This is a genomic window from Pantoea sp. JV6, assembly GCF_025910055.1.
Taxonomy (GTDB): domain Bacteria; phylum Pseudomonadota; class Gammaproteobacteria; order Enterobacterales; family Enterobacteriaceae; genus Pantoea; species Pantoea agglomerans.
The window spans coordinates 94,418-114,309 of record NZ_JAPCIM010000013.1 but is presented as its reverse complement, the minus strand read 5'-3'; the positions used below and the strand labels follow the sequence as shown (position 1 = coordinate 114,309).

17 protein-coding genes are annotated in these 19,892 nt (G+C 55.3%); 7 read left to right on the top strand and 10 right to left on the bottom strand.

What is annotated here, in order from left to right; genetic code table 11:
* Positions 1-68 precede the first annotated feature (68 nt).
* On the top strand, positions 69-2,777 hold the full coding sequence (gene secA, locus OK412_RS14605; RefSeq protein WP_010671827.1) for a preprotein translocase subunit SecA: 2,709 nt from the start codon (positions 69-71) through the stop codon (positions 2,775-2,777).
* Positions 2,778-2,931: 154 nt separating this feature from the next.
* Positions 2,932-3,327 carry an 8-oxo-dGTP diphosphatase MutT gene (gene mutT, locus OK412_RS14600; protein ID WP_010253900.1) on the top strand — a complete coding sequence of 132 codons (396 nt, stop codon included), beginning with the start codon at positions 2,932-2,934 and terminating at the stop codon, positions 3,325-3,327.
* Positions 3,328-3,362: 35 nt separating this feature from the next.
* Here the strand turns inward: mutT and yacG are convergent, their stop codons facing one another.
* Genes yacG through coaE form a run of 3 tightly spaced genes read right to left on the bottom strand, consistent with a single transcriptional unit; the run spans position 3,363 to position 4,925 of the window.
* Entirely contained in the window at positions 3,363-3,560 is a 198-nt protein-coding gene (yacG, locus tag OK412_RS14595) for a DNA gyrase inhibitor YacG (protein ID WP_010253903.1), read from the bottom strand.
* Between the two features lie 8 nt (positions 3,561-3,568).
* Positions 3,569-4,312, bottom strand: a complete 744-nt coding sequence (gene zapD, locus OK412_RS14590) for a cell division protein ZapD (protein ID WP_033756556.1) — start codon at positions 4,310-4,312, stop codon at positions 3,569-3,571.
* 4 nt (positions 4,313-4,316) lie between these two features.
* On the bottom strand, positions 4,317-4,925 hold the full coding sequence (gene coaE, locus OK412_RS14585; RefSeq protein ID WP_010253911.1) for a dephospho-CoA kinase: 609 nt from the start codon (positions 4,923-4,925) through the stop codon (positions 4,317-4,319).
* Positions 4,926-5,159: 234 nt separating this feature from the next.
* Between coaE and OK412_RS14580 the strand changes: the two genes are divergently transcribed.
* On the top strand, positions 5,160-6,200 hold the full coding sequence (locus OK412_RS14580) for a GMP reductase (RefSeq protein ID WP_010671832.1): 1,041 nt from the start codon (positions 5,160-5,162) through the stop codon (positions 6,198-6,200).
* A 25-nt stretch (positions 6,201-6,225) separates the two neighbouring features.
* Here the strand turns inward: OK412_RS14580 and hofC are convergent, their stop codons facing one another.
* The 4 genes from hofC to nadC all read right to left on the bottom strand — a co-directional run bounded on the left by hofC (position 6,226) and on the right by nadC (position 10,316).
* Positions 6,226-7,425, bottom strand: coding sequence for a protein transport protein HofC (hofC, locus tag OK412_RS14575; protein ID WP_039386512.1), 1,200 nt, complete (start codon positions 7,423-7,425; stop codon positions 6,226-6,228).
* Positions 7,418-8,803, bottom strand: coding sequence for a type II secretion system protein GspE (gspE, locus tag OK412_RS14570; protein ID WP_264353283.1), 1,386 nt, complete (start codon positions 8,801-8,803; stop codon positions 7,418-7,420). The genes hofC and gspE overlap by 8 nt, the downstream gene beginning before the upstream one ends.
* On the bottom strand, positions 8,790-9,245 hold the full coding sequence (ppdD, locus tag OK412_RS14565; protein ID WP_033787372.1) for a prepilin peptidase-dependent pilin: 456 nt from the start codon (positions 9,243-9,245) through the stop codon (positions 8,790-8,792). The genes gspE and ppdD overlap by 14 nt, the downstream gene beginning before the upstream one ends.
* Before the next feature lie 174 nt (positions 9,246-9,419).
* The gene (gene nadC, locus OK412_RS14560) at positions 9,420-10,316 is read right to left on the bottom strand and encodes a carboxylating nicotinate-nucleotide diphosphorylase (protein ID WP_010671835.1); all 897 of its coding nucleotides are present in this window, start codon (positions 10,314-10,316) and stop codon (positions 9,420-9,422) included.
* Between the two features lie 198 nt (positions 10,317-10,514).
* Here nadC and ampD point away from each other — a divergent pair, with 198 nt between their 5' ends.
* Positions 10,515-11,066: a 1,6-anhydro-N-acetylmuramyl-L-alanine amidase AmpD gene (ampD, locus tag OK412_RS14555; protein ID WP_010671836.1), complete on the top strand. Its 552-nt coding sequence runs from the start codon at positions 10,515-10,517 to the stop codon at positions 11,064-11,066.
* Between the two features lie 16 nt (positions 11,067-11,082).
* Entirely contained in the window at positions 11,083-11,937 is an 855-nt protein-coding gene (gene ampE / locus OK412_RS14550) for a beta-lactamase regulator AmpE (RefSeq protein ID WP_264353282.1), read from the top strand.
* On the opposite strand, the gene OK412_RS14545 is transcribed toward ampE, so the two are convergent.
* From OK412_RS14545 to aroP, 3 genes are all read right to left on the bottom strand, one after another.
* A complete protein-coding gene (locus tag OK412_RS14545) occupies positions 11,919-12,878 on the bottom strand; it encodes a family 43 glycosylhydrolase (RefSeq protein ID WP_250489159.1) in 960 nt (319 codons plus the stop codon). The two genes, ampE and OK412_RS14545, sit on opposite strands and share 19 nt — an antisense overlap.
* Complete coding sequence (locus OK412_RS14540) at positions 12,875-14,287, bottom strand: glycoside-pentoside-hexuronide (GPH):cation symporter (RefSeq protein WP_264353281.1); 1,413 nt, start codon at positions 14,285-14,287, stop codon at positions 12,875-12,877. Before OK412_RS14540 ends, OK412_RS14545 begins: the two co-directional genes overlap by 4 nt.
* Positions 14,288-14,485: 198 nt before the next feature.
* Positions 14,486-15,841: an aromatic amino acid transporter AroP gene (aroP, locus tag OK412_RS14535; RefSeq protein WP_033756570.1), complete on the bottom strand. Its 1,356-nt coding sequence runs from the start codon at positions 15,839-15,841 to the stop codon at positions 14,486-14,488.
* A gap of 515 nt (positions 15,842-16,356) precedes the next feature.
* Between aroP and pdhR the strand changes: the two genes are divergently transcribed.
* Both pdhR and aceE read left to right on the top strand, forming a co-directional pair.
* Positions 16,357-17,121 carry a pyruvate dehydrogenase complex transcriptional repressor PdhR gene (pdhR, locus tag OK412_RS14530; protein ID WP_010253942.1) on the top strand — a complete coding sequence of 255 codons (765 nt, stop codon included), beginning with the start codon at positions 16,357-16,359 and terminating at the stop codon, positions 17,119-17,121.
* Between the two features lie 101 nt (positions 17,122-17,222).
* On the top strand, positions 17,223-19,889 hold the full coding sequence (gene aceE, locus OK412_RS14525; protein WP_010253944.1) for a pyruvate dehydrogenase (acetyl-transferring), homodimeric type: 2,667 nt from the start codon (positions 17,223-17,225) through the stop codon (positions 19,887-19,889).
* Positions 19,890-19,892 lie beyond the last annotated feature (3 nt).

Genomic DNA, 19,892 nt, shown 5'->3' with positions numbered 1-19,892 from the left:
TGGTTTTATTCACTCTGTTTAGATTTCGCAGTCCGGAATGCTCCGGCTGAATTGAGAATATATTTATTATGTTAAGCAAAATATTAACCAAGGTTTTTGGTAGCAGTAACGATCGTACCCTGCGTCGTATGCGTAAAGTGGTGGACGTCATCAATAAGATGGAGCCCGATTTTGAGAAGCTCTCTGATGATGAACTGAAAGCTAAAACGGATCTGTTCCGCGAACGCCTGAAAAAAGGTGAATCGCTGGAAAGCCTGATCCCGGAAGCGTTCGCAACCGTGCGTGAAGCGAGTAAACGCGTGTTCGGGATGCGTCACTTCGACGTGCAGCTGATCGGCGGCATGGTGCTGAACGATCGCTGCATCGCTGAGATGCGAACCGGTGAAGGTAAAACGCTGACCGCAACGCTGCCAGCCTATCTGAATGCGCTGTCCGGCAAAGGCGTTCACGTGGTTACCGTCAACGACTATCTGGCACAGCGTGATGCGGAAAACAACCGTCCGCTGTTTGAGTTCCTGGGTTTAACCATTGGTATCAACATGTCGGGCCTGCCGGCGGTGGCAAAGCGTGAAGCTTACGCAGCGGACATCACCTACGGCACCAACAACGAATATGGCTTCGACTACCTGCGCGACAACATGGCTTTCAGCCCGGAAGAGCGTGTACAGCGTAAACTGCACTATGCGCTAGTGGATGAGGTCGACTCCATCCTGATCGATGAAGCGCGTACGCCGCTGATCATCTCTGGTCCGGCAGAAGACAGTTCTGAGCTTTACACCAAAGTGAACAAGATCATCCCTCATCTGGTGCGCCAGGATAAAGAAGATACCGAAACCCATCAGGGTGAAGGCGACTTCTGGGTCGATGAAAAAGCGCGTCAGGCTCACATGTCTGAGCGCGGTCTGGTCAAAGTGGAAGAGCTGCTGGTCAGCGAGGGCATCATGGAAGCGGGCGAGTCACTCTACTCTCCGACCAACATCATGCTGATGCACCACGTCACTGCGGCGCTGCGTGCGCACGCACTCTTTACCCGCGATGTTGATTACATCGTGAAAGATGGCGAAGTGGTGATTGTTGATGAACACACCGGCCGTACCATGCAGGGTCGTCGCTGGTCTGATGGTCTGCATCAGGCGATTGAAGCGAAAGAAGGCGTTGAGATCCAGAACGAGAACCAGACGCTGGCCTCTATCACCTTCCAGAACTACTTCCGTATTTACGAGAAGCTGGCCGGTATGACCGGTACCGCTGATACCGAAGCATTTGAATTCAGCTCCATTTATAAGCTCGACACCATTGTCGTGCCGACTAACCGTCCGATGGTGCGTAAAGATCTGGCTGACCTGGTCTACATGACCGAGAAAGAGAAGATCGATGCCATTATCGAAGATATCCGTGAGCGCACCGCCAATGGTCAGCCGGTGCTGGTGGGAACCATCTCGATTGAGAAATCAGAAGTGGTCTCTAACGAACTGACCCGTGCCGGTATCAAACATAACGTTCTGAACGCCAAATTCCACGCCCGCGAAGCGGATATAGTTGCGCAGGCCGGTCAGCCGGGTGCGGTCACTATCGCCACCAACATGGCCGGACGTGGTACAGATATTATGCTGGGCGGCAGCTGGCACGCTGAAGTGGCCGAACTGGAAGAGCCAACTGAAGCGCAAATCGAAGAGATTAAAGCGGCATGGCAGATTCGTCATGATGCGGTTCTGGCGTCAGGTGGTTTACACATCGTCGGTACTGAGCGTCACGAATCGCGTCGTATCGACAACCAGCTGCGTGGTCGTGCAGGTCGTCAGGGTGACGCCGGTTCTTCTCGCTTCTACCTGTCGATGGAAGATGCGCTGATGCGTATTTTTGCCTCAGACCGCGTCTCGAATATGATGCGTAAACTGGGCATGAAGCCAGGCGAAGCGATTGAGCATCCGTGGGTCACCAAAGCGATTGCCAATGCCCAGCGCAAAGTTGAAAGCCGTAACTTCGATATTCGTAAGCAGCTGCTGGAATATGATGATGTGGCTAATGACCAGCGTCGCGCGATCTACAGTCAGCGTAATGAGCTGCTGGATGTGTCTGACGTTAGCGAAACCATCAACAGTATTCGCCACGACGTCTACAAAGTCACCATCGATACTTACATTCCGCCGCAGTCGCTGGAGGAGATGTGGGACGTGCCAGGCCTGGAAGAGCGTCTGCGCACTGACTTCGATCTGAACCTGCCGATTGCAGAGTGGCTGGATAAAGAGCCCGATCTGCATGAAGAAGTGCTGCGTGAGCGCATCATGACCCATGCTATGGAAAGCTACGCTGAGAAAGAAGAGATCGTTGGCGCAGAGATGATGCGCAACTTCGAAAAAGGCGTGATGCTTCAGACGCTGGATTCGCTGTGGAAAGAGCATCTGGCCGCGATGGACTATCTGCGTCAGGGCATCCATCTGCGCGGCTATGCGCAGAAAGATCCGAAGCAGGAGTACAAGCGTGAATCCTTCGCCATGTTTGCCGCGATGCTTGAATCACTGAAATATGAAGTGATCAGTACGCTGAGCAAAGTCCAGGTGCGCATGCCAGAAGAAGTTGAAGCGATGGAGCAACAACGTCGCGAAGAAGCTGAACGTCTGGCACAGCAACAGCAGCTGAGCCATGTTGAAGAGGATCTGCTGGCAGCAGCAGAGCCTGTGGCGGAGCAGAGTGGTGAACGCAAAGTCGGCCGCAACGATCCCTGCCCATGTGGTTCCGGTAAAAAGTACAAGCAGTGTCATGGCCGTATCGCCTGAGACTGAATGCTAATAAAAAAGGAGCCGCTGGCTCCTTTTTTTATGTTCTCTGCCACCTAGGCAACAGCGACTCCGCTGAGCTAAAGCGGTTAACATCCGCTACGGCATGCTCTAAAATCAGGCTTCATTCACCCATTACTACCGGATAGTCTCCATGAAGCACCTGCAGGTTGCAGTTGGCATCATTCGCAATGCCAGTAAACAAATTTTCCTTGCCCAGCGCGCGGCGACCTCTTACATGGCGAACAAGTGGGAGTTTCCTGGCGGTAAGATTGAAGCGGGCGAAAGCGCCGAACAGGGATTGATAAGGGAACTTCAGGAAGAGACCGGGATTGAGGTCACCGAGGCACGCCCGATTGGTCATGCAGACCACAGTTATGACGATCTGCGCGTGACGCTGCATTTCTTTCTGGTCGAAGGGTGGAAAGGAGAGCCGTGGGGCAAAGAGGGTCAGCCGCAGCGTTGGGTTGATCAGCATGCATTGGTCGCGGAAGAGTTTCCGCCCGCGAATCATCAGCTGATTGCGCGTCTGATCGCCGGCGAACTCTGAGCGGATGGGGCAGCGTGCCCCATCCGGTTCGGCTATCAGCGATCTTCTTCACTCCAGTTGTCACTGTCGTTCATATCGTCGCGGCTGGGAATGCGTTTCTCTTCTGCGGCCCACTCACCTAAATCAATGAGCTGGCAGCGCTTACTGCAAAAGGGGCGCCACGGGCTGAGTTCATCCCAGATCACATCTTTGCCGCACTGCGGACAGGCAACGGTCATCACTTCTTGCTGCATTTTTACCTCTAACAACAGGCCAGTTGAAAATTAAGGCGGGCCGGAACTTCACCACGCTCACTATCAAGCGGCATAAAACGAATGGCGTAGCGGCTTTTATGTCCGGACACCTGTGGATAGAGCGCATCCTCCAGCGACAACTGCAGTCGCAACAGATCGGCGCCTTCGGCATTATCCTGATAAAAACCATTAAGGCTGGTCTGCACATGAAACGCGCCGGACTGGCGGATCAGATCCAGTATCATCGCCAGCGCATGATGCAGTGGCTCCAGCGTCAGCATCCAGGCTTCGACCTGCGCATCGCGTGCTTCCTGCGGCAGATGGAGCCAGATGTGCAGGCCCGGCAAATCAAAGCTGCAGCATCCACCAGGGATGCTCAGGCGCTGCCGCACCAGGGCAATCAGACGGTCCTCGCGGAGTTGCTGGCCCATACGTGGGGCATTCATTAACTGCGTCGACTGAATTTTGAGTTTATCGCGCAGGGCATTAACCAGCGTCATATCAACACCTGGCACATCAGCCCATGCACGTAACTTTTGCTGCTGACGCTCCAGCTCTTTTAACAATTCAGTACGCATATCGCCACGCTCAAAAATGTCGAGCAGCTCGCTAATCAGGCGAAAAAAGGTCAGCGCATTAACGGTTTTATCCAGTGGGACAATTTCATCTAACTGATTGATCAAAAACTCAACCCGTAACCAGGTTCGCATTTTTTCATTCAGTGGGTGTTCAAACAGAACGGGTGTGCTCATGGTATTAATCCTGTTTCGTTGCCGCCAGCCTGAGATAGCGCTGATGGAGTTCGGCAACCTGCGGCAAGGCGTCGTCGGGCTCGCCACTGTTATCAATAATGTCATCGGCACAGGCGAGGCGCTGCTGGCGCGTCGCCTGTGCGGCAAGAATGCGTTTCGCCTGCGCGACGGAAAGATGATCACGCTGCCGGGTGCGCGCTAACTGCGTTGCCTCATCGACATCCACCACCAGTACCCGATCAGCCTGGTGCTGTAACTGATTTTCCACCAGTAGCGGCACCACCCAGAGCACATAAGGTGTGGTGGCTTCGGCGATCAATTGACGCGTCCGGGCATTAATCAGTGGATGCAGCAGCGCGTTTAACCAGCTTTTTTCTTCCGGCTGCTGAAAAATAATGTCGCGAAGCCGGCTACGATCAAGCTTCCCCTCATCAGTCACTATCGACGTGCCATAGCGCGCCTGAATGGCCTGCAAAGCGGGTGTGCCGGGTTCGACAACTTCACGTGCTATCAGGTCAGCATCAATAATTTCCACGCCAGACGCTGCGAATGCCTGGGCAATCGTACTTTTACCACTGCCGATCCCCCCTGTAAGCGCGACGATATAGGGCATGTTTCTCACCTGACTTCTCTTTTCGACAGGGCTTCAGGGTAATGATCTGTATAAAAAACGCAAAAATGCGCGTCAGATCACACCGATAAAGCACAATTAAATTTAACGGATTGTAGCGTAAATAAAGTGAAATTCGCAGTCTTGTCGCGCAGCGAGAGGCGCGTATCATAACGTCACTGGAGCTGTGCTTACTTCGTGAACGACGATTCATTGCCACTTACCAGGACACTGTTTATGCGTATTGAAGAAGATTTAAAACTGGGCTTTAAAGATGTCTTAATCCGCCCCAAACGCTCCACGCTGCAAAGTCGCTCACAGGTTGAGCTGGAACGCAGCTTTACCTTCAGACATTCGGGCCTGAGCTGGAGCGGCGTACCGATTATCGCCGCCAACATGGATACCGTCGGCACATTTTCAATGGCTGAGGCGCTGGCCAGCTTCAATATCCTTACAGCAGTCCATAAGCATTACAGCGTAGATGAGTGGCGCGCGTTTATTCAGCGCGTCCCCGCGACGGTATTGAAACATGTGATGGTTTCAACCGGCACCTCGGAGGCCGATCTCAATAAACTGGTCGCGATTATGGCGCTGTCAGACGATCTGCAGTTTATCTGTATCGACGTGGCCAACGGTTACTCTCAGCATTTTGTTGATTTTCTGCAGCGCGCCCGTGAAACCTTCCCGGCTAAAACCATCTGCGCCGGTAACGTGGTAACGGGCGAAATGGTGGAAGAGCTGATTCTCTCTGGCGCGGATATCGTTAAGGTCGGCATTGGCCCGGGTTCGGTCTGTACAACCCGGGTGAAAACCGGCGTGGGCTATCCGCAGCTTTCCGCTGTCATTGAATGTGCCGATGCGGCGCATGGCTTAAGCGGACAGATTGTCAGTGATGGCGGCTGTTCAGTGCCTGGCGATATTGCGAAAGCGTTTGGCGGCGGTGCCGACTTCGTGATGCTGGGTGGCATGCTGGCGGCACATGATGAGTGTGAAGGGCAGGTGGTCGAAGAGAATGGCGAAAGCTTTATGCTGTTTTACGGCATGAGTTCCGAATCGGCGATGAAGCGTCACGTTGGCGGTGTGGCGCAATATCGCGCAGCAGAAGGTAAAACGGTGAAGCTGCCATTACGTGGCCCGGTTGCTGACACCGCGCGCGATATCCTGGGTGGACTGCGTTCCGCCTGCACTTATGTGGGGGCGGAGCGGCTGAAAGAGCTGACCAAGCGCACCACCTTTATTCGGGTTAATGAGCAGGAAAACCGCGTTTTCAACCGATAGTTATCCGGGGCGCAGCCTGCGCCCCTTAATGCATCGCATCACCCAGCCCGAACACCGGCAGATACATCGCAATCACCAGCGTGCCGACAATGCCGCCAATCACCACCATCATCATCGGTTCCAGCGAAGCAGCCAGTGTGTCAGCGCGCTCACGGGTTTCTGCCTCATGCCATTCCGCCAGACGAGCCAGCATTAAATCCAGCGCGCCCGCCTCTTCGCCGACGCGAACCAGCTGACCGCATAATGGTGTGAACAGCGGATGATGCATCAGCGCCTGATGCAGAGGATTCCCCTGAGCAATGTGCTGCTGCAGTCCGGCCATTGCTTCCCGCCATAGCAATGATGAGAGCGTCACTTCAACGGCAGCCAGTCCCTGTAGCAAAGTTAACCCGGCGCGCTGTGTCAGATTCAGAATGGTGTAGATCTGCGTCAGCTGTGTGCCACGCCATAACCCGGAAAGCAGCGGGATGCGCAGGAAAATCGCCTGCTCACGGCGCTGCCAGCCCGCAGAGCGTCGTCGTAACTGATGCCACGCCACCAGCATCAGCGATACGCCGATGGCTAACACAGCTCCCCACTCCTGAAGCGCGGCAGATAACTGCATTACCGCTGCCGTAAAGGCGGGCAGGGGGGCATCAAAGGAGTCATAAACGGCAACGAACTCTGGCAGAACGAACAGGAGCATGCCGCAGGTGACCGCAATCGCCACCAGCAGAATGAACAGAGGATAACGCAGCGCCTTCGCCACCTGATGCCATAACTGCTGTTGCCGGATCTGCTGCCGGGCCAGCTCACTGCAACAGGTATCCAGCTGACCGGTCAGTTCGCCCACCTCCATCAGGGCCGGATAGAGTGCCGGAAAAATCTGCGGCCATTCACGTAAAGCCTGCGAAAAAGGGGCACCGCTGAGTACCCGATGATGCAGGGCGAGCATCAGAGCACGCCAGCCTGCATGCGGATGGCCCTCAGCCAGTAAAGCCAGACTCTCTGCCAGCGGCAGTCCCGCTTTGAGTAGGGTTGCCAGCTGACGAATCAGATCGGTTTTGTGCTGCCACTTCCACTCCCTCTGACGCCACACTTTTTCTCGTTTCCAGCTCACCGGCAGAAGATCGCGCTGCGCCAGCATCAGCAGCAGGTTATCACTGTCGATAGCCAGTAGCTGGCCACTGACTAACTGGCCCTGGCTATCGACCGCCTGCCAGCGAAATAAAGACGCATCAGCCATCGTCCAGCCCAATCACCCGTTGCATCTCTTCCAGCGAGGTATCGCCCCGGCTTACCGCTTCCAGGCCAGAAACCAGCAGGGTGCGTAATCCCTGCTGTTTCGCCAGGCTGAGCAAATTCTCCAGCGGCATTTCGGCGGCGATCGCATTTTGCAGCCTGGCATTGATCGGCAGCAGTTCAAACAGCGCCAGCCGGCCAAAATAGCCGGAAAAACAGTGGTCGCAGCCGGGAGCTCGCCAGGTTTGCAAGGTACCGGGCCAGAGTTCCGCAGGATAGTGCGCCACCGCCTGAGCGGGCTGACGGCAGTGGGGACAGAGGCGTCGAACCAGGCGCTGAGCAACAATCAGTTTCAGCGCCGACCCCAGAAGATAACCGGGAATACCCATCTGTCGTAGCCGGGTCAGGGTCTCGGCGGTGGAGTTGGTGTGCAGCGTTGACAGCACCAGATGTCCGGTCTGTGCCGCTTTAACCGCAATCTCCGCCGTTTCAGCATCGCGGATCTCTCCTACCATGATTACATCTGGATCCTGTCTCAGCAGCGCCCGCAGCACGCGGTTAAAATCGAGGCCATTTTTAGCATGGATCTGCGTCTGATTAACGCCGGGCAGGGGGATCTCAATCGGATCTTCAACGCTGCACAGATTTTTTTCCGGCGTATTCAGGGCACTGAGTCCGCTATAGAGCGTAAACGTCTTGCCGCTGCCGGTAGGCCCGGTGACCAGAATCAGCCCCTGCGGCTGCGCCAGCGCGGCGCAGAACAGGCGCAACTGCGCGGCGGGTAAGCCGAGCTTATCCAGCGACAGCGCCGCGCTTTCACTCTGCAACAGCCGGACCACCGCTTTCTCACCACCGTAGATGGGTAAGGTGGCCAGGCGAAAAGAGGCGGGTTTACCGGCGATCTCCAGACTGAACTGACCATCCTGCGGTAACCGGCGTTCGGCGATATCCAGTCCGCCGAGGATCTTCAGTCGCGCCAGCAGCGCAGCAGGCTGGGTGGCGGGCAGGGAAGATAGAGGGTGCAATACACCATCGATACGCAGACGCACACGCAGGCCATCACGGCCGGGTTCGATATGGACATCGGAGGCGCGACGCTCCAGCGCCTGACGCAGGATCAGCTGTGTCGCTTCGATCGCTGATTCTGCTGGTGCCTCTTCGCGCGCCACCAGCGGTGTGTCAGCGTGCTGAAGCTGGTCGAGCCGGGCCTGCGGCCAGCATTCAATCTCAATCTGACACTGGCTGGCAAAATGGAGGGCTTCAGCCAGCCCTGGCGGCACGCTCTCCGCGACGGCAACACGCAGCTGGCTGGCATCATGGTGCAAAACCAGGGCGCGATAGCGCTGACATAATGCCGCGATCGCCTCATCAGGCTTGCTCATCGCTGGCTCCTTTATCCGCAAAGCGGAACTGCTGCAGGCAATTGTCACGCAGGCTATTGTTGCTGCTGGTACAGCTGCGTTGCCAGCTGATGCCGCCCTCGTTGCTGTCCCAGAGCGGCAGCATTTCAACGCTCAGGCCATTCAGGCTCTCCTGGCCGGTCAGCGTAATGACCCCGTTGGTCACGCTCAGTCCCGAGACATAGCGCGATCCCCTGGCAGCAGGAATACCCGCTTCTCCGGCCTGGCACTGCGTCGGGCCGCCGCGCTCCATGGCGCAAAGCTCAACAGCAGTTTTATAGGGCACCATGGTTTGCAGCATGTCAGTAAGGGCAGCACGCTGCAGATAATTTTGATAAGCGGGCAGGCCGATAGCACTTAAGATTGCCACAATACCCACCACAATCATCAGTTCAACCAGCGTAAATCCACGTTGATAATTCATCACATCGTCTCCGTATTAAGAAGGCGACAGGTTAAAAATCGGGGGCAGTAAAAGACAGGCAGAGATGGGCAAACTGGAAAGCGTGATGTGAACAGATTTCAGACTTACAGCGCAGTCGAAACTGCGCCGGAAGCAGGGTCGCAAAATCGCCGTGTTGAGTGACGGCGAGGCAGGCTATTTTTGTTTAAAGCGCATCGAGAGATCCAGCGCCCGCACATGTTTGGTCAGCGCGCCAACCGAAACATAGTCCACGCCGGTCAGGGCGATCTGTGGCAGGGTAGTTTCGGTGACGTTACCGGAGACCTCCAGCAACGCCCGACCCTGATTAAGTTCGACGGCGGCACGCATCGCTTCCAGGCTGAAGTTATCCAGCATCACGATATCGGCTTCCGCTTCCAGCGCCTGACGTAACTCCTCCAGCGATTCCACCTCAACTTCAACCGGCACATCGGGCTGCAACCATTGCGCTCTTTCTACTGCCTGCCGAATCGAACCGCTGGCAATAATATGGTTCTCTTTGATGAGATAAGCGTCAGAGAGGCCCAGCCGATGATTACTGCCACCGCCGCACAACACGGCATATTTCAGCGCAGTCCGCAGTCCGGGCAGGGTTTTACGCGTGTCCAGCAGTTGCGTCTGGCTTCCCGCCAGCAGCGCGACATAGCGGCTGACTTCGGTAGCAACGCCTGAGAGCGTCTGCACAAAATTAAGCGCCGTTCGCTCGGCGGTCAGCAGCAGCCGGGCAGGCCCCTCGATTTCAAACAGCAGCTGGTCAGCCTCGATCTGATCACCATCTTCGACATGCCAGATCAGGGTCGCGTGTGAGCCGAGCTGAATGAACACCTCTTCAACCCAGCGTTTACCACAGAAAACACCGGCTTCGCGGGTGATGACCTGCGCATCGGCCTGGGTATCGGCGGGTAACAGCTGCGCGGTGATATCGCGGTCAGCGTCGATCTCGCCCCCGAGATCCTCTTTTAACGCCAGCGCAACGCTATCCGGAATGTCACTTTCAATGCGTTTAATCAGCGCCTGACGACGGCTGTCGGGATCATAACCACGGGATGACATAGGCGTTTTACTCCTGAAAGGGGAAATGACAGAGGCGGTCACAATAGCCTGAACCGCCATTCGGTTCCAGCAACTGATAGTATTTTGTTTAGTATCCTTAACACGCAGTGCGTGAATGTCATCAGACCGGCACACTAAGAAGCAAGAATCCTTTATTATTCATGCTATTCTCAGCCAGGTGAAATAAGGAAAACCGCTATGAAAATCAAACAGGGCTGGCTGACCCGCGTGCGTCATGTGCCGTCGCCGCATTGCAACGAACGCCCTGATAATGAGGCACCTTCACTGCTGGTGATCCACAATATCAGCCTGCCACCCGGTGAATTTGGCGGGCCATGGATCGATAAACTGTTCACCGGCACCTTACCGCCCGATGCCCATCCCTATTTTGCGGATATCGCCGCGCTGAAAGTGGCGGCACACTGCCTGATTCGCCGTGACGGGGAGATCGTGCAGTATGTCCCCTTTGATAAACGCGCCTGGCATGCAGGCATTTCGCAGTTCGAAGGACGTGAGAACTGCAACGACTTCTCCATAGGCATCGAACTGGAAGGAACAGACAGTGAGCCTTATAGCGAGGCGCAATATCGGGCCTTGCAGCAGGTGACGCAATTACTGCTGCAACACTATCCGTTAACGCCTGCACGTATCACGGGGCACAGTGACATCGCACCGGTACGCAAAACCGATCCCGGACCTGCTTTTGACTGGGACTACTACAAACAGCTGTTAACGCAGCAAAAATCCTGATTTTTGCGGAGTCAGTATGACGTTGTTTACCTTGTTGTTGGTTTTAGGCTGGGAGCGCCTGTTTAAACTGGGCGAGCACTGGCAGCTCGAACACCGGCTGGAGCCGATCTTTCGCCAGCGCCACCATTTCTCAATGATGCGCACTCTGCTGATGACCGTGCTGGCGATGGCGCTGACCGCGCTGGTGATCTGGAGTCTGAAAGGGCTGCTGTTTGGCGTGCTGCAGCTGCTCTTCTGGATTGTTGCCGGACTGCTCTGTATCGGTGCCGGGTCGGTGCGACAGCACTACCACAGCTACCTGAAAGCGGCCAGTCATGATGACGACGCTGCGCATCAGGCGATGGCGGCTGAACTGACGCTGATTCATGGCGTGCCGGTGGAATGCAGCGAGCGCGAGTTCCTGCGTGAGCTGCAGAATGCCCTGATCTGGATAAACTTCCGTTTCTACCTTGCGCCAATGTTCTGGCTGGTGGTAGGCGGTCCGTGGGGGCCGGTGCTGCTGGTGGGTTACGCTTTTCTGCGGGCCTGGCAAGGCTGGCTGGCAAAGCATGGAACACCGATGACGCGTTCACAATCTGGCGTGGATGCCATTCTGCATCTTCTCGACTGGATCCCGGCGCGGCTGGCGGGTGTGGCTTACGCCCTGCTGGGTCATGGCGAGAAAGCGCTGCCCGCCTGGTTTGCTTCGCTGACCGATCGGCATCGTTCTCAGTATCAGGTGCTGACGACCCTGGCGCAGTTCTCACTGTCACGCGATCCGCACACCGATAAAGTCGAAACGCCACGGGTTGCCGTGGCGTTAGCGAAACGTACCTCACTGGTACTGGTGGTCGCTGTCGCGTTGCTGACGATTTACGGCACGCTGGTGTAATCGGCAGGCGGCACGCCGAAATCAGGCGTGCCATCTTCCCGCCAGCTGAAATATTTCAGTCGGGTATGGCGGTTCGGATCCCATAACGGATCGCCTTCAATTTCAGTGTAGTTACGCGCGTGGTACACCAGCACGTCGCGTCCCGCCTCATCCTGGGTAAAACTGTTGTGACCCGGCCCATACTGATGGTTGTCCCAGCTGGAGACAAATACCGGCCGTGCAGACTTTTGCCATGCGGCGACATCAAGCGGATCGGCATCAGCAGCAATCGACAGTATTCCCAGACAGTAATTCTCATCGGTGGCGCTGGCAGAGTAGGTCACAAACAGCCGATCCCCGTGACGGATAACCGCCGGTCCTTCATTAACGCTAAAGCCTGCGCACTCCCACTCATATTCCGGCCGGCTCAGCATCACCGGCGTGCCTTTCAGCGTCCAGGGATTAAGCAGCTCAGCCAGATAGAGGTTAGAGTTGCCGGGAATCAATGGATCTTTCTGCGCCCAGAGATACCAGTTTTTACCCTGATGCATGAAGTGGGTGGCATCCAGTGAGAAGCTGTCGAACTGGCTGAAGACCCGGCGGCAGGGCTGCCAATCGCCCTGCAGCGGATCTTCCGCCTCACACACCAGCGCATACATCCGGTGCTGAAACAGTCCCTCTTTGATTTCACGCGTCGGTGCTGCCGCGAAATAGATGACCCACTGTCCGTCAATGTAGTGCAGCTCAGGTGCCCAGATTAACTCGCTAAAGGGGCCGCTCTCGGGCTTGCGCCAGACGACTACCGGCTCGGCGCTGCGCAGGCCAGCCAGCGTCGTGGCGCGACGGATCTCCAGCCGGTCATACTCTGGCACCGATGCTACAAAGTAATAGAACTGTTCATGGCGCAGGATAAAGGGGTCGGCACGCTGCTCGATAAAAGGATTCGGCAAGATTGCGGTCATTTAACATCTCCGGTTGGCGTGACAACACCGTCGCGCAGGCGAACGGTGTGTAACTCATGGAAGTTTTCGCGGCGCAGCGCGAGATCCTGCTGGATGGTAATCATCATTTTGCGGTCGACCTTCATCAGTCGTACCACACCGGCGGTAATCAGATAGCCGACACCCGGAATAATGGTGAACAGCAGCATGATGCCGTTAATCGCCTCAGGTGACTGCTGCTTAGCACCTGCATTGTAGCCATAGATCGACAGCAGAAAGCCGACCATCGCACCGGCAACCGCCAGTCCCACCTTGAGGAAGAACAGGTTGCCGGAGAAGCTGATGCCGGTGATGCGTTTGCCGGTTTTCCATTCGCCGTAGTCATCCACATCGGCCATCAGTGACCAGTGCAGCGGAGAGGGGATCTGATGCAGGATATTCAGCACAAAGTAGGCGATCACGACCATCACGGTGGCGTGGGGATCGATCCAGTAGAAACCGCTGGAGAAGAGTGCCAGCGCGATATTGGTCCAGAAGAAGACTTTGAGTTTGCACCAGCGATCGGTGAGCAATTTCGCCAGCGTGCTGCCGACCATCATGCCAATCACACCCAGGCTGATAAACAGCGTGGCGAAGTGCGTCGACTGGCCCATGACCCAGGTCACGTAATACATGGTGGCCGCCATACGGATGAAGCCGGGACAGACGTTACAGAAGGTCAGCAGCAGAATGCGTACCCACTGGTCATTCTTCCAGACGTCACGCAGATCTTTTTTCAGGTCATCATTGCTCGGCACGGCAGGGCGGATACGTTCACGTACCGTGGCAAAGCAGAACAGAAACATCGCCAGGCCAATGGTTGCCAGTACCGCCATCGCCATCTGGTAGCCGCGCGCTTTGTCTTCGCCACCGAACCACTCTGCCATCGGCAGCAGTGACAGAGAGAGTATCAGCGTGGCGATGCCGACCATGACAAAGCGATAAGACTGGCAGGAGACGCGCTCACCAGGATCGTTGGTAATCACGCCGCCCAGAGAGCAGTAAGGGATGTTAATCGCCGTGTAGGTCAGCGACATCAGGAAGTAGGTGACGAAGGCCCAGATCACCTTGTTGTGGTAGGTCCAGTCTGGCGTGGTGAACATCATTACGCTGAAGACGACATAAGGCACGGAAACCCACAGCAGCCAGGGACGAAAACGGCCCCAGCGGCTCTGGGTGCGATCGGCGATCGCGCCCATAATCGGATCGGTTACCGCATCGAGCACTCTGACCGAGAGCAGCAGGGTCCCCACCAGCGCCGGGGCCAGGCCGAAAACGTCGGTATAGAAGTAGTTCAGGAACAGCATGATGGCACCGCCAATCATGTTGCATCCGGCATCGCCCATGCCATATCCCAGTTTTTCCCGAAACGGGAGGGCTGTACCTTTCATGGTTTTCTCCTGCGCATCCAGTGTGAACAGGAATTATTGGCAGGAAATCAGCGAGATGAACGGGAGTAATTCGTTATGAAGATGGACAAAACAGTTGCGGGGAGAGAAGTGTGAACTGGATCGGGGCAGTTGAGACGGACAGAGAGGCGCGGGTGACGTGCTGCAACCCCGCAGGAGGTCGCAGCACGTGGTAAAGCATCAGGCTTTCTGTGTCTGGTTCTTGATAAAGTAACCCACGCCCAGAATGACCAGCCAGACCGGAATCAGCCAGACAGAGATCGCCATGCCCGGCGTGGTCGCCATCAGTACCAGAATCGCCGCCAGGAAAATCAGGCAAATCCAGTTACCGGCCGGATAGAGCAGCGCTTTAAAGCGGGTGGTTACGCCCTGCTTATCTTTCTTACGACGGAACTTAAGGTGCGCCAGGCTGATCATCGCCCAGTTGATCACCAGCGCAGAGACGACCAGCGACATCAGCAGGCCAAACGCTTCACCCGGCATCAGATAGTTGATCAGCACACACAGCGCAGTGGCGACAGCAGAGACCAGAATCGTTAATACCGGCACACCGCGACGGTCGACCTTCAGCAGCGCTTTCGGCGCATTACCCTGCTGTGCCAGACCAAACAGCATACGGCTGTTACAGTAAACGCAGCTGTTATAGACCGATAGCGCCGCTGTCAGGATGACCACGTTGAGCGCATTCGCTACCATGGCATCGCCCAGCTCGTGGAAGATAAAGACAAACGGGCTGACTTCTGACGTGACACGCGTCCACGGCATCAGTGACAGCAGCACCGCCAGCGAACCAATATAGAAAATCAGAATACGCCACAGCACCTGGTTGGTCGCTTTTGGAATGCTCACTTCCGGGTTATCGGCTTCAGCGGCGGTGATACCCACCAGCTCCAGGCCACCAAAGGAGAACATGATAATCGCCATGACCATCACCAGACCGCCGATGCCATGCGGGAAAAATCCGCCCTGTTCCCACAGGTTGCGCACGGTAGCCTGCGGACCCGCGTGACCGCTGAACAGCAACCAGCCTCCGAACAGGATCATGCCAATCACCGCAACCACTTTAACGATGGCGAACCAGAACTCCATCTCACCAAACACTTTCACGTTGGTCAGGTTGATAGCGTTAATCATCACGAAGAAGATGGCAGCCGAAGCCCAGGTCGGAAAGTCTGGCCACCAGAACTGGACATATTTGCCAACGGCGGTGAGTTCCGCCATGGCGACCAGCACATAGAGCACCCAGTAGTTCCAGCCCGAGGCGAAGCCTGCAAAGTTGCCCCAGTATTTATACGCGAAGTGGCTGAAGCTGCCGGCGACCGGCTCTTCCACGACCATTTCACCTAACTGACGCATGATTAAAAAGGCAATAAAACCGGCAATTGCATAGCCCAGAATTACGGCCGGTCCGGCGGATTCAATGACCGATGCACTGCCCAGAAACAGGCCGGTTCCCACTGCACCACCCAGCGCGATGAGCTGAATATGGCGGTTCTTGAGACCACGTTTCAGCGCTTCGCCTTGCTGTTGTTCCATACAAACCTCGTGATGTTTTTATTCTTCGTTCGCAGCGCAGGACGCTGTAATGAAGTAGTTACAATAACGTATTGATTATTTTACGGTATCTGGCGTGCTGAATAGTGCCATCTGCTACCCTGGCGACAAGAATAGTGATAAGCGAATCGCTTTGCACCTGCTTTCGCCTTTCGTGCTGAGAGTTGACTGAAAAAACGCCGTCCTGGTCACGTCTGCCCACAGCAACTTCTGCCATGAAATTCCGTTAATGACGAATAGCTTTCACTTATGTCTGCCGCTGCGCTAACGCGCTAAGCGGGTGTAAGGTTTGGTAAAAGTGAAATTATTTAACATTTGCGGTAACGCGAATTTTTCATTTTTTTAACCGCAAGTTAGCGCCAGCACAGGCTTTGGGAGCAGGTGAATGTCGCAGACACCATATAGACACAAGGTGAATACTTTGTTACTTTACCGGCACCTCTTTACAATTGGTATTACCAATTTACTCCGGACGATTGGCTTGATAAGAAGGGATGATGGCTTACAGTAAGATTCGCCAACCTAAGCTCTCCGACGCTATCGAGCAACAGCTCGAATCGCTGATTATGGAAGGGACCCTGCGTCCGGGAGAGAAGCTGCTGCCTGAGCGCGAACTCGCCAAACAATTCGATGTCTCACGTCCGTCTCTCCGCGAAGCGATCCAGCGCTTAGAAGCCAAAGGATTATTGCTGCGCCGACAGGGTGGCGGAACGTTCGTGCAGGAGAATCTCTGGCAAAGCTTAAGCGATCCACTCGTTGAGCTTCTCGCCGACCATCCGGAATCACAGTTTGATCTGCTGGAAACGCGCCATGCCTTAGAAGGCATCGCCGCCTATTACGCGGCGCTGCGCGGCACAGAGGAAGACCTGCTGCGCATTCGCGACTGCCATGTGAATATCCAGCAGGCGCAGGACAGCGGCGATTTAGACGCCGAAGCGGACGCAGTGATGCAGTATCAGATCGCTGTCACAGAAGCGGCCCATAATGTTGTGCTTTTACATTTGCTACGCTCAATGGGCCCTATGCTGGAACAAAACGTTCGCCAGAATTTCGAATTGCTCTACTCGCGCCGGGAAATGCTGGCAAAAGTGAGCGGTCACCGCGCCAGAATCTTTGAGGCGATTGTGGCTCGTGAGCCAGAAAAAGCGCGCGAGGCTTCACACCGTCACCTGGCGTTCATAGAGGAAATCTTGCTGGACAGAAGTCGGGAGCAGAGCCGTCGAGAACGCTCCCTGCGTCGTTTACAGCAACGTAAGGAATAACGTGCGACAAAGATCGTACTGACATCAGACGAGCCTGCCTGCATCTGCTTTAACAGGCTCCCGATTATTCAACGTATTAGACACAGATAAGGAACACACCCATGTCAGAACGTTTACACAATGACGTGGATCCGATTGAAACTCGTGACTGGCTACAGGCGATCGAATCGGTCATCCGTGAAGAAGGTGTTGAACGTGCACAGTATCTGATTGATCAGGTACTGGGTGCAGCCCGCAAAGGCGGCGTAAACGTGGCTGCAGGATCTTCTGCAATCAGCAACTACATCAACTCTATTGCCGTTGAAGATGAACCCGATTATCCGGGCAATACCTCTCTTGAACGTCGTATCCGTTCCGCAATTCGCTGGAACGCCATCATGTCGGTGCTGCGCGCATCGAAGAAAGATCTGGAACTCGGCGGCCACATGTCCTCCTTCCAGTCTTCTGCGACGATTTATGAAGTGTGCTTCAACCACTTCTTCCGCGCGCGCAGTGAGAAGGATGGCGGCGATCTGGTCTATTTCCAGGGCCACATCTCTCCCGGCATCTATGCCCGTGCGTTCCTTGAAGGTCGTCTGACCGAAGACCAGATGAATAACTTCCGTCAGGAAGTTGACGGTAAAGGCCTCTCTTCTTATCCGCACCCGAAATTAATGCCGGAATTCTGGCAGTTCCCGACCGTATCAATGGGTCTGGGTCCGCTGTCGGCTATCTACCAGGCGAAGTTCCTGAAGTATCTGGAACACCGTGGCCTGAAAGATACCTCTGCTCAGACCGTTTACGCCTTCCTGGGTGACGGTGAGATGGATGAGCCAGAATCCAAAGGCGCGATCACCATCGCGACCCGTGAAAAACTGGATAACCTGGTCTTCATCATCAACTGCAACCTGCAGCGTCTGGATGGCCCGGTGACCGGTAATGGCAAGATCATCAACGAGCTGGAAGGCATCTTTGCCGGCGCTGGCTGGGAAGTGATCAAGGTCATCTGGGGCGGTCGCTGGGATGAGCTGCTGCGCAAAGATACCAGCGGCAAGCTGATTCAGCTGATGAACGAAACCGTCGACGGCGATTACCAGACCTTCAAATCCCGTGATGGTGCCTATGTGCGTGAGCACTTCTTTGGTAAATATCCGGAAACCGCCGCGCTGGTTAAAGATCTGTCCGATGATGAAATCTGGGCATTGAACCGTGGCGGCCACGATCCGAAGAAAATCTACGCGGCACTGAAAAAAGCGCAGGACACCAAAGGCAAGCCAGTATTGATCCTGGCGCATACCATCAAAGGTTATGGTATGGGCGACACCGCGGAAGGCAAAAACATTGCCCACCAGGTGAAGAAGATGAACATGGATGGCGTGCGCTATATCCGTGATCGCTTCAACGTGCCAGTTGCAGATGACAAAATTGAATCACTGCCGTACGTGACCTTTGAAAAGGGCTCTGAAGAGCACACGTATCTGCACGGTCAGCGTGAGAAGTTAGGCGGCTACCTGCCAACACGTCAGCCGAAGTTCACTGAAAAGCTGGAAATGCCAGCACTCGAAGAGTTCAGTGCGCTGCTGGATGAGCAGAACAAAGAGATCTCAACCACCATCGCCTTTGTACGTGCCCTGAACGTGATGCTGAAGAACAAGTCGATCAAAGATCGCCTGGTTCCGATCCTCGCCGATGAAGCGCGCACCTTTGGTATGGAAGGTCTGTTCCGTCAGATTGGTATCTACAGCCCGAACGGTCAGCAGTACACCCCACAGGACCGCGAGCAGGTTGCTTACTACAAAGAAGACGAGAAAGGCCAGATTCTGCAGGAAGGGATCAACGAGCTGGGCGCAGGTTCATCCTGGCTGGCTGCGGCGACCTCTTACAGCACCAACAACCTGCCGATGATCCCGTTCTACATCTATTACTCGATGTTCGGCTTCCAGCGTATCGGCGATCTGATGTGGCTGGCGGGCGACCAACAGGCGCGCGGCTTCCTGGTCGGCGGCACCTCAGGTCGTACTACCCTGAACGGCGAAGGTTTGCAGCATGAAGATGGTCACAGCCACATTCAGTCGCTGACTATCCCGAACTGTATCTCCTACGATCCTTCTTACGCCTATGAAGTGGCTGTCATCATGCATGACGGTCTGGTGCGTATGTATGGCGAAGCGCAGGAGAACGTTTACTACTACATCACCACGCTGAACGAAAACTACCATATGCCAGCAATGCCCGCTGGTGCAGAAGAGGGTATCCGTAAGGGTATCTACAAACTGGAAACGGTAGACGGCAGCAAAGGCAAAGTGCAGCTGCTGGGTTCAGGTTCTATCCTGCGTCATGTGCGTGAAGCTGCGCAGATCCTGGCGAAAGATTACGGTATCGGCTCTGATGTCTACAGCGTCACCTCGTTCACTGAACTGGCACGTGATGGCCAGGATTGTGAGCGCTGGAACATGCTGCATCCGACAGAAGAAGCGCGCGTACCTTACATCGCTCAGGTGATGAACGACGCACCTGCTGTCGCCTCAACCGACTACATGAAACTGTTCGCTGAGCAGGTTCGTAGCTATGTCCCGGCCAGCGATTATCGCGTACTGGGTACCGATGGCTTTGGTCGCTCTGACAGCCGTGAGAACCTGCGTCATCACTTTGAAGTTGATGCATCTTATGTGGTGGTTGCCGCGCTGGGTGAGCTGGCTAAACGCGGCGAGATCGAGAAGAAAGTGGTGGCCGATGCGATCACCCGATTCAATATCGATGCCGATAAAGTTAACCCGCGTCTGGCTTAAGAG

Coding starts and splice junctions, on each gene's coding strand:
- secA (WP_010671827.1), top strand. CDS start 69: ATGTTAAGCAAAATATTAACCAAGGTTTTTGGTAGCAGTAACGATCGT.
- mutT (WP_010253900.1), top strand. CDS start 2,932: ATGAAGCACCTGCAGGTTGCAGTTGGCATCATTCGCAATGCCAGTAAA.
- yacG (WP_010253903.1), bottom strand. CDS start 3,560: ATGCAGCAAGAAGTGATGACCGTTGCCTGTCCGCAGTGCGGCAAAGAT.
- zapD (WP_033756556.1), bottom strand. CDS start 4,312: ATGAGCACACCCGTTCTGTTTGAACACCCACTGAATGAAAAAATGCGA.
- coaE (WP_010253911.1), bottom strand. CDS start 4,925: ATGCCCTATATCGTCGCGCTTACAGGGGGGATCGGCAGTGGTAAAAGT.
- OK412_RS14580 (WP_010671832.1), top strand. CDS start 5,160: ATGCGTATTGAAGAAGATTTAAAACTGGGCTTTAAAGATGTCTTAATC.
- hofC (WP_039386512.1), bottom strand. CDS start 7,425: ATGGCTGATGCGTCTTTATTTCGCTGGCAGGCGGTCGATAGCCAGGGC.
- gspE (WP_264353283.1), bottom strand. CDS start 8,803: ATGAGCAAGCCTGATGAGGCGATCGCGGCATTATGTCAGCGCTATCGC.
- ppdD (WP_033787372.1), bottom strand. CDS start 9,245: ATGAATTATCAACGTGGATTTACGCTGGTTGAACTGATGATTGTGGTG.
- nadC (WP_010671835.1), bottom strand. CDS start 10,316: ATGTCATCCCGTGGTTATGATCCCGACAGCCGTCGTCAGGCGCTGATT.
- ampD (WP_010671836.1), top strand. CDS start 10,515: ATGAAAATCAAACAGGGCTGGCTGACCCGCGTGCGTCATGTGCCGTCG.
- ampE (WP_264353282.1), top strand. CDS start 11,083: ATGACGTTGTTTACCTTGTTGTTGGTTTTAGGCTGGGAGCGCCTGTTT.
- OK412_RS14545 (WP_250489159.1), bottom strand. CDS start 12,878: ATGACCGCAATCTTGCCGAATCCTTTTATCGAGCAGCGTGCCGACCCC.
- OK412_RS14540 (WP_264353281.1), bottom strand. CDS start 14,287: ATGAAAGGTACAGCCCTCCCGTTTCGGGAAAAACTGGGATATGGCATG.
- aroP (WP_033756570.1), bottom strand. CDS start 15,841: ATGGAACAACAGCAAGGCGAAGCGCTGAAACGTGGTCTCAAGAACCGC.
- pdhR (WP_010253942.1), top strand. CDS start 16,357: ATGGCTTACAGTAAGATTCGCCAACCTAAGCTCTCCGACGCTATCGAG.
- aceE (WP_010253944.1), top strand. CDS start 17,223: ATGTCAGAACGTTTACACAATGACGTGGATCCGATTGAAACTCGTGAC.